Here is an 8,094-nt window from a genome sequence, read left to right as displayed (position 1 = left end):
GGCCAGTCGATATTGTAACTACTTTTTTACGGCTAAAACGCGTGGCACAAATAAAAGCAACTTCGTCCATAAGATGAAGCGCTGTTCCACCAAATAAAGTGTCGTAATGGTTTGTTGTACTTGGAAAAACCGCTTTAAAGATATGTGTTTCAGATTTTACAATTCTTTCTTCTAATGTCCCCATATGTTAGTAGCTTACGTATTCTGTGATCTCAAGTCCGTATCCAATCATTCCGACACGTTTTGTTTGCTCTGTGTTTGATACCAATCTAATTTTAGAAATATCAATATCATGTAAAATTTGAGCTCCAATTCCGTAGTCTTTACTGTCGATAATTACTTTTGGAGCTTTCATTGTACCTTCTGACTGTAATGTTTTAAGTTCAGCAATTCTGTTTAATAAATTTACAGCAGTCATATCCTGATTTATGAATAATACAGCGCCTTTTCCGTTTTCATTAATAACCTTAAACATATCATCTAGTTGCTGCTCGGCGTTATTGGTTAAAGTGCCTAATAAATCATTATTTACCTGTGAAGAATTAATTCTCGTTAAGATTGGTTCTCCAAGATTCCATGTTCCTTTTGTTAAAGCAATATGAATTTGTTTATTCGTCGTTTGTTCGTAAGCTCTTAATCTAAAAGTTCCAAAACGTGTTTCGATATCAAAATCTTCTTTTTTAACAATAAGGCTATCGTGTTGCATTCTGTAGGCAACTAAATCTTCAATAGAAACTAATTTTAAATTAAATTTCTTGGCCACTTTTACCAATTCAGGCAATCGTGACATAGTTCCGTCTTCATTCAAAATTTCGCAGATAACACCAGCGGATTTAAATCCTGCTAATCTCGCAAAATCAATAGCAGCTTCTGTGTGGCCAGTTCTTCTTAAAACTCCACCTTGTTTGGCAACTAAAGGAAAAATATGTCCTGGTCGTGCTAATTCATGTGGTTTGATGTTAGAATCTGTCAATGCTAAAACAGTTTTAGATCTGTCTGAAGCAGAAATTCCTGTCGTTACACCATGTCCTTTTAAATCAACCGAAACTGTAAAAGCAGTTTCCATATGATCTGTGTTATTGGTAACCATTGGCTTTAGATCTAATTCCTTGCAACGGCTTTCAGTTAAAGGAGAGCAAATCAATCCACGTCCGTGAGTAGCCATAAAATTGATCATTTCAGGTGTCACTTTTTCGGCTGCAGCCAAAAAATCACCTTCGTTCTCACGATCTTCATCATCGACTACAATGATTACTTTACCTTGACGAATATCTTCTATAGCTTCTTCAATGGTATTCAGTTGTATTTTTGTTGTTGACATAATTATTTTTGATTTTGAGCAGGGAAAAACCGCTCTGAAATTTTTTGAAACAGTTGTGATATTGGAGTAGTAATGGCGTCAAAGTTGATTAATCCGTTGTCGTTTGTCGCACGATACGTTAATAATACAGCCAATGGCAACAATATAAAAGAGGACATCCATGAACCCATAAACGGAGTCATACCGCCTTCTTGCGAAACTCTTTTTCCAAAAGTATTGATAAAGTGAAAAGTAATAAAAATTAAAACGGCAAAGACAATTGGTAAACCAAGTCCTCCTTTTCGAATAATAGCGCCTAATGGAGCACCAATAAAAAACATTAAAAAACAGGCAAAAGCAATGACAAACTTTTCATACAAAGCCGTTAAATGTTTGTTTATTTCGCGTTGTTTGTCTTTTAAATCTTTTTGAGTGGTTTCAATCGAATAAATGTTACTGGTTACATTACCGGTAGCCATTTTCAGGATATCTGATTTTTGTTTATTCGTATACATCGATAAAAGATTGTCAGGAAGTGCCTTTTTCTTTTTATCTGATTTTATAACGACTGGAGATTTTCTAATTCCAACACGTTGATTGATGTTTTCTGAGAAAGATATAATCTCATTGTCGAGGTTTTTATTCAAAGAATCTAAAGTATAGCGCAACTCGTTAACATTTAGCATTGCGTTTGTACCGTTTATATTCTCCTTGTCTTCGTCGGTTTTGTTTAATTCAGACAAGTCAATATTAATAACCTGCTTTTTAAAAGAAGATTTTACAAAAGGTAATTTCGCACGATCCTCGTATTTTTTTGGAGTAACATCCTGATAATAATACCCGTCATTTAAAACAAGTTTTAAAATGCTGGATTTTTCATTACTCATTAATACTCCGTCTTTTGCCTTAATAACCGTTTTATTTTCGCCAACGTTATTAGGTTTTTCGTGAATAGTAACTCCTGTTAAAATATTTCCGTTTTCGCCGGATTTTTTATTTACCTTAATATTATAAAAACCAACATCGTTAAATTGTCCTTCAGCAATTGCCATAGCTGGTTTTGCCTGAGCGATGTTTTTTCTAAAATTAATAAATTTGTATTCAGCGTATGGGATCACGTTATTGGCAAACCAAAACGCAACAAAACTCAAAACGAAGATAAAAATTATCAAAACACGCATCGCTCTCTGAAGTGAAATTCCGGAAGATTTCATGGCCGCAAATTCATAATTTTCGGCTAGATTTCCAAATGTCATAATAGAGGCCAATAAAACCGATAATGGTAATACCAATGGAATTATTCGGGGCATTGAGAATAAAAGAAATTTTATAACCAATAGCAAATCAAGGTCTTTACCTGCAAGTTCAGAGATAAAAAGCCATACGGTTTGAAGTATGAATATAAAAAAAAGGATTACAAATACCGTAGTAAATGTAATCAGAAATGTTTTTAGTAAGTATTTGTCTAAAATTTTCAACCTTAATTAGTCTAATTTGTTGATGTAGTATTTTGGGTATTTGCTCGCTACAAAGGTAAATTGATTTTTTGATAAAGGCTGATTGGTTTTAAAAGAATTAACGGTTAAAGTGGTTTTTGTTCCATTTTTACCAGTTTCAATTAAATTGTAGATGTGTTTTGTCTGAACATCAATACCTAAAAGAATTTCTTTTCTTTGATCTTTTGCGCTGGTAGGTGCTAATTTGATGTATTGAATTTTTCTTCCTTTTACATTTTGAACAATATCCATGTTGTATTTATATCCGGAATTAAAGAAAGTAAGCATCTTGGATGGTGTAATTGCATTGTCATCTTTCTCGTTTACTTTAGAAACAGTAACTTCTTCGTCTTCAGGATTGATGGTATATGTTTTTTGTCCGTCGAAAATTTTAGTAACGCCCATAAAATTCAATACATATTGATTGCCTTTCATGGTTACATTTCCTTTGCTGTCCTGATTTATATTTTCTTTAGCATTATTCAAGGAATATTTAAAATCAATAACAATATTGTCGTAGCTCTTTATTTTACTAGTCACTTCGTTCAATAAATCTTTGGCTTTTTTATCCTGAGCCTGAATAGAAGTGAAGCTCAAAAGCAATATAACGGCTATTTGAAAGCACTTTTTAGTCATCTTAGTAATAGAATTGTTTTGGATTTCCTGAATTTTTGTTTTCATGATTGGATTAATTTTGTTCATTATTAAAAAATTGATCAAGAGCACTTAAGTCAGATATGTTCACACTTCTTGCTTTACTGCCTTCAAACGGTCCAACAATTCCTGCTGCTTCCAGCTGATCGATCAAACGACCGGCTCTGTTGTAACCTAATTTTAATTTTCTTTGCAATAATGAAGCTGAACCTTGTTGCGCATTGACAATAATCTCAGCAGCTTCTCTAAATAAGGTATCTCTTTCAGAAATATCCATATCAAGATTAATGCCAGTTTCTTCTCCAACAAACTCCGGAAGCAAATAAGCTGTGGCATAAGCTTTTTGCGAACCAATAAAATCCGTAATTTTTTCGACCTCAGGAGTGTCGATAAAGGCACATTGTACACGAACCACATCGTTTCCGTTAGTATATAATAAATCTCCACGACCAATTAACTGATCAGCTCCTTGTGTATCAAGAATAGTTCTTGAGTCAATTTTTGAAGTTACCCTAAAAGCAATTCTGGCAGGGAAATTCGCTTTAATCAAACCTGTAATTACGTTTACAGATGGTCTTTGTGTGGCAATAATCAAGTGAATACCAATTGCACGGGCCAATTGGGCCAGACGGGCAATAGGAATTTCGACTTCTTTACCGGCAGTCATAATCAAATCGGCGAACTCATCGACAACCAATATAATATAAGGTAAGAATCTATGTCCGGCTTCCGGGTTTAATTTTCTGGCTTTGAATTTATCGTTGTATTCCTTAATATTACGAACCATTGCATCTTTTAACAATGAATAGCGATTATCCATCTCAACACAAAGTGAATTTAAGGTATTCACCACTTTTGCATTGTCTGTAATAATAGCGTCTTCAGTATCCGGAAGCTTGGCTAAATAATGTCTTTCTATTTTATTGAATAATGTTAATTCTACTTTTTTAGGATCAACCAAAACAAATTTTACTTCGGCCGGATGTTTTTTGTATAAAAGTGAAGTTAAAACGGCATTTAATCCAACAGATTTTCCTTGTCCTGTAGCTCCTGCCATCAATAAATGGGGCATTTTGGCTAAATCGACCACAAATGTTTCGTTCGAAATTGTTTTTCCTAATGCAATTGGCAGCTCCATTTCGGCTTCCTGAAACTTCGCGGATCCAATAACGCTTTTCATCGAAACCATTGTAGGGTTCTTGTTGGGAACCTCAATACCAATCGTTCCTTTTCCTGGAATTGGCGCGATAATACGAATTCCTAATGCAGATAATGAAAGTGCAATATCATCTTCTAAACTTTTAATTTTAGAGATTCTGATTCCTGCTTCCGGTACAATCTCGTATAAAGTTACAGATGGACCAACAGTTGCTTTAATCTGTGCAATTTCTATTTTATAGTTACGAAGTGTATCTACAATTTTGTTTTTATTTTCTTCTAATTCTTCCTGATTTATGGTAATTCCGCCAGTCGAGTATTCTTTTAATAAATCGATGGTTGGAAATTTATAATTTGATAAGTCCAGCGTTGGATCAAATAATCCAAAATCAGCTACAAGACGCGAAGCCAGATTTTCTTCTATAATATCTTCTTCCTCTGCTTTTTCAATAACAAATTCTTCCGTATGAACCACAGGAGCAACTGTTGTTGGTTTTATATCCATTTGAACTGGTTTTACAACCGGATTCAAATCTATTTCAGAAGAATGATTTATGGTAGGTTTTAAAGCTTCTTTGTTGATTTCGAATTGTGTAACGTCAGATTTTAAGTGAATATTATCTAATTCAGGATCTTCTTCGATCGCAAATTCTTCCAGATTATAAGCACTTTCTGCCTGAGGTTTTAGAGAGCCCAATTCAGATTTGAATTCTTTTTTAGTAGAATCAAAATAAGATTGAATTTTCTCCGGGGATAATTTTATTTTAAAGATCAGATAAATGATTAGTCCAAAAAGCAATGCTAGTAAAGTACCTGTTTTTCCTATATAATCCTGCAGGAATAAATTTAGTTCATACCCAATTGTTCCGCCTAATTCAGGTGCTGAAGTGGCAAAAAATCCAAATAAAACTGAAACAATGATTATGGCAAATAAATCCCAGAACCAAATGCTTTTTAATTTTTTGGTAGAGAGTTCTAATGCTAAAAACATTCCGGTTAGAAAAAATAACCGAACTAATACGAAAGAAGCAATTCCGAAACCTTTATATACAATAAGATCGGCAAGAAAGGCACCGAATTTTCCGAGCCAGTTTTGCACTACTTCAGAGCGATCGCCAAGCTGGCTTACCGCACTTTGATCTGTTTGCCATTGTCCGTTGACATAAAAAGAAATAAATGCAACTAATAATGCGATAGAAAATAGTACCAAAAGGCAACCCAAAACAAAACGTTGTTGTTTATTAGGTCTCCAAGATTTCAGAATCTCGGTTTTTGGTGCGTTTTTTTTGTCTACAGTTTCTTTTTTTGTTGATTTTGCCATTCTTGCGTTCCTGTTGCCTATATAAATTTTGGGATATAAATGATCAAGCCTATTGCTATTGCTGTCATTGCGGCAAAAAATACCGCTCCTGCAGCAATATCTTTAATAAATCCAATTCTTTCGTGATAATTGGGATGAATAAAATCGGCAATTTTTTCAACTGCCGTATTCAATCCTTCAACACTTAAAACTAAACCAATTGCTAAGGTCTGACAAAGCCATTCGGTTTGTGAAATATGAAAATAGAACCCGGCAATGGTCATAAAAATCCCCAAAGAGAATTGTACCATGATGCTGTGTTCTGTTCTTATAAGTTTTACAGCTCCATTAAAAGCATATGTCATGCTTTTTAATCGACCTGTAACAAAAGTATTATCTTTTTTAAATTCCATTTAATGGTATTATAGTGCTGCTAAAGCTGCTTCGTAATTTGGTTCGTTTGCAATTTCAGCAACTTGTTCTGTATGTGTGATTTTACCGTTTTCATCAACAACAATAATAGCTCTTGAATGTAAACCTGCCAAAGGTCCGTCAACGATTTCTAAACCATTTGTTTTTCCAAAAGTTCCTTCTTGAAAATCAGATAAGTTTACAACATTCTCTAATCCTTCAGCTCCACAAAAACGTTTTTGTGCAAATGGTAAATCTCTTGAGATACATAAAACAGTAGTGTTCTCTAATCCGCTCGCACTTTCGTTGAATTTTCTAACAGAAGTCGCGCATGTTCCTGTATCAACACTTGGAAAAATATTTAAAACTAATTTTTTTCCGGCAAAATTACTTAATGAAGCAACAGATAAGTCGTTTTGTACTAATTTAAAATCAGCAAGTTGTGATCCCACTTTTGGTAACTCACCTGATGTATGAACAGGATTTCCTCCTAATGTTATTGAAGCCATGATAATTTTTTTTAATGAGGTTCAAAAGTAAGGATTAAAATTTGAATCTAAAAGTATTTGTTGTGGGTTGTCGCTACAATTAAGCTAGTAATAAGATAACGAATAATTTGAGGATTTATGTTATGAACATGATGTTTTGTCTTTGCGAGGAACGAAGCAATCTTACTGTGGCTAGCAAACGAATAATACTGAATAAACGGACTGATACGCATTATTAGTCTCGTTTTTGTCATCTCGACGGAGGAAGGATCTCCGTTAGTAGCTCTACACAGATTGGCGATTTTGATTGTAGAGTTTCTTGTGGAGATCCTTCGTTCCTCAGGATGACAAGATTGTGCTGAAAACTGCCACTGAAAACTGAAAACAAAAAAAAACGCCTCCTTGGAATGAAAGCGTCTTTTAAGTCATGTTTTTTTAATTTCTTCTTAGGAAATTGGCCGATTATTTATCGATTGAGCCTAAAACACGTTTCATAAACGCATTTAAAGCTTCTTTTTTATCTGTGCCCTGAACTACCATTTTGTGTACTTCAAGCGCACCGTACATATTTGAAATTAATTCGCCAATTACATCTAATTCTTCATCTTTTAGAGACGGAATTTCAGTCATCGCTTCCAGAACTTCGATTGTTTCAATGATATAATCCTGATCGTTTTCTTCGATAAATTGGGTCAATTGCTTTATTACGGGTAATTTCATGTTTAGATTTCTTAGATTTTTAGACATTCTTAGACTCCTTAGACTTTTTTAAAATTTAAGACAACATCTAAGAAGTCTAAAAATCTAAGCCAGTCTAACTAATCTAAATTTAAGCAATTGCGTTTACCAAGTCGATTAGAACTTCTTGTTTGTTGGTTTGAGTTTCGCCAACTAATTGCCCGTTTACGAAAGTTGCGAATGTAGGCAAGTTGCTTACATTGGCTAATTTTCTTGATTCCGGAGCATTTTCTGCATCAACCAAAACAAAAGTGATAGCTTCATTTTCTGTTGCTAATTTTTTGAATTTTGGTTTCATAATACGACAATTTCCACACCATGAAGCTGAATATTGTACTACTACTTTTTCGTTTTTAGCAACTAAATCTGCTAACGTATCTTCGTTTAAGTCGATTAACATGTTTTTGTTTTTTAAGGTTCTGAGGCACTGAGTCTCTAAGTTGCTAAGTTCTTTAGCTCCTTTCGTCAGTTCTCTTTGATATTTTTAGGCAGTGAGATTTAAGTTACTAAGGTTATAAGTATTAAAAAACTTAGAACCTTAGCATCTTA

General features: G+C 34.0%; 9 protein-coding genes. All 9 read right to left on the bottom strand.

Features of this window, described 5'->3' with window-relative positions:
* A partial coding sequence (locus RC62_RS22435) for an acyl-CoA thioesterase (RefSeq protein ID WP_410501014.1) occupies positions 1–184 on the bottom strand: 184 nt, incomplete at its 3' end.
* A gap of 3 nt (positions 185–187) precedes the next feature.
* Positions 188–1,321: a 3,4-dihydroxy-2-butanone-4-phosphate synthase gene (gene ribB, locus RC62_RS22430; protein WP_055098571.1), complete on the bottom strand. Its 1,134-nt coding sequence runs from the start codon at positions 1,319–1,321 to the stop codon at positions 188–190.
* 2 nt (positions 1,322–1,323) lie between these two features.
* Positions 1,324–2,778: an LptF/LptG family permease gene (locus RC62_RS22425; protein ID WP_055098570.1), complete on the bottom strand. Its 1,455-nt coding sequence runs from the start codon at positions 2,776–2,778 to the stop codon at positions 1,324–1,326.
* Between the two features lie 6 nt (positions 2,779–2,784).
* Positions 2,785–3,477 carry a LolA family protein gene (locus RC62_RS22420; protein ID WP_082421351.1) on the bottom strand — a complete coding sequence of 231 codons (693 nt, stop codon included), beginning with the start codon at positions 3,475–3,477 and terminating at the stop codon, positions 2,785–2,787.
* Between the two features lie 7 nt (positions 3,478–3,484).
* Positions 3,485–5,929, bottom strand: coding sequence for a DNA translocase FtsK (locus RC62_RS22415; protein WP_055098569.1), 2,445 nt, complete (start codon positions 5,927–5,929; stop codon positions 3,485–3,487).
* Positions 5,930–5,946: 17 nt separating this feature from the next.
* Positions 5,947–6,321 (bottom strand): diacylglycerol kinase, encoded by a 375-nt coding sequence (locus tag RC62_RS22410; RefSeq protein WP_055098568.1) that lies wholly within the window; start codon positions 6,319–6,321, stop codon positions 5,947–5,949.
* A gap of 9 nt (positions 6,322–6,330) precedes the next feature.
* Entirely contained in the window at positions 6,331–6,828 is a 498-nt protein-coding gene (gene tpx / locus RC62_RS22405) for a thiol peroxidase (RefSeq protein WP_055098567.1), read from the bottom strand.
* A gap of 441 nt (positions 6,829–7,269) precedes the next feature.
* Positions 7,270–7,527 (bottom strand): DUF6952 family protein, encoded by a 258-nt coding sequence (locus RC62_RS22400; RefSeq protein WP_017495510.1) that lies wholly within the window; start codon positions 7,525–7,527, stop codon positions 7,270–7,272.
* Between the two features lie 109 nt (positions 7,528–7,636).
* On the bottom strand, positions 7,637–7,945 hold the full coding sequence (locus RC62_RS22395; RefSeq protein ID WP_031453681.1) for a thioredoxin family protein: 309 nt from the start codon (positions 7,943–7,945) through the stop codon (positions 7,637–7,639).
* Positions 7,946–8,094: the final 149 nt, after the last annotated feature.

The organism is Flavobacterium aquidurense, from assembly GCF_001404985.1.
In the GTDB taxonomy this organism is placed as follows: Bacteria; Bacteroidota; Bacteroidia; order Flavobacteriales; family Flavobacteriaceae; genus Flavobacterium; species Flavobacterium aquidurense_B.
The sequence above is the reverse complement of the archived record's forward strand: the minus strand, read 5'-3'. Positions and strand labels throughout refer to the sequence as shown.